Raw genomic sequence first — 1,538 nt, 5'->3', positions numbered from 1 at the left:
TTCAACGGAGAGTTTGATCCTGGCTCAGGATGAACGCTGGCGGCGTGCTTAACACATGCAAGTCGAACGATGATCCCAGCTTGCTGGGGGATTAGTGGCGAACGGGTGAGTAACACGTGAGTAACCTGCCCTTGACTCTGGGATAAGCCTGGGAAACTGGGTCTAATACCGGATATGACTCCTCATCGCATGGTGGGGGGTGGAAAGCTTTTGTGGTTTTGGATGGACTCGCGGCCTATCAGCTTGTTGGTGGGGTAATGGCCTACCAAGGCGACGACGGGTAGCCGGCCTGAGAGGGTGACCGGCCACACTGGGACTGAGACACGGCCCAGACTCCTACGGGAGGCAGCAGTGGGGAATATTGCACAATGGGCGAAAGCCTGATGCAGCGACGCCGCGTGAGGGATGACGGCCTTCGGGTTGTAAACCTCTTTCAGTAGGGAAGAAGCGAAAGTGACGGTACCTGCAGAAGAAGCGCCGGCTAACTACGTGCCAGCAGCCGCGGTAATACGTAGGGCGCAAGCGTTATCCGGAATTATTGGGCGTAAAGAGCTCGTAGGCGGTTTGTCGCGTCTGCTGTGAAAGACCGGGGCTCAACTCCGGTTCTGCAGTGGGTACGGGCAGACTAGAGTGCAGTAGGGGAGACTGGAATTCCTGGTGTAGCGGTGAAATGCGCAGATATCAGGAGGAACACCGATGGCGAAGGCAGGTCTCTGGGCTGTAACTGACGCTGAGGAGCGAAAGCATGGGGAGCGAACAGGATTAGATACCCTGGTAGTCCATGCCGTAAACGTTGGGCACTAGGTGTGGGGGACATTCCACGTTTTCCGCGCCGTAGCTAACGCATTAAGTGCCCCGCCTGGGGAGTACGGCCGCAAGGCTAAAACTCAAAGGAATTGACGGGGGCCCGCACAAGCGGCGGAGCATGCGGATTAATTCGATGCAACGCGAAGAACCTTACCAAGGCTTGACATGAACCGGAAAGACCTGGARACAGGTGCCCCGCTTGCGGTCGGTTTACAGGTGGTGCATGGTTGTCGTCAGCTCGTGTCGTGAGATGTTGGGTTAAGTCCCGCAACGAGCGCAACCCTCGTTCTATGTTGCCAGCGCGTGATGGCGGGGACTCATAGGAGACTGCCGGGGTCAACTCGGAGGAAGGTGGGGACGACGTCAAATCATCATGCCCCTTATGTCTTGGGCTTCACGCATGCTACAATGGCCGGTACAAAGGGTTGCGATACTGTGAGGTGGAGCTAATCCCAAAAAGCCGGTCTCAGTTCGGATTGGGGTCTGCAACTCGACCCCATGAAGTCGGAGTCGCTAGTAATCGCAGATCAGCAACGCTGCGGTGAATACGTTCCCGGGCCTTGTACACACCGCCCGTCAAGTCACGAAAGTTGGTAACACCCGAAGCCGGTGGCCTAACCCTTGTGGGGGGAGCCGTCGAAGGTGGGACCGGCGATTGGGACTAAGTCGTAACAAGGTAGCCGTACCGGAAGGTGCGGCTGGATCACCTCCTTTCTAAGGAGCTGCTAACA

Annotated in this window: 1 rRNA gene; it reads left to right on the top strand. The window is 57.0% G+C overall.

The annotated features are described in order from the left end of the window. The first annotated feature begins 1 nt into the window (after position 1). A 16S ribosomal RNA gene (locus tag AB4Z15_RS24920) occupies positions 2 to 1,521 on the top strand. Positions 1,522 to 1,538 lie beyond the last annotated feature (17 nt).

The organism is Paenarthrobacter sp. 2TAF44 (assembly GCF_052114885.1).
Classification (GTDB): Bacteria; Actinomycetota; Actinomycetes; order Actinomycetales; family Micrococcaceae; genus Arthrobacter.
The sequence above is the reverse complement of the archived record's forward strand: the minus strand, read 5'-3'. Positions and strand labels throughout refer to the sequence as shown.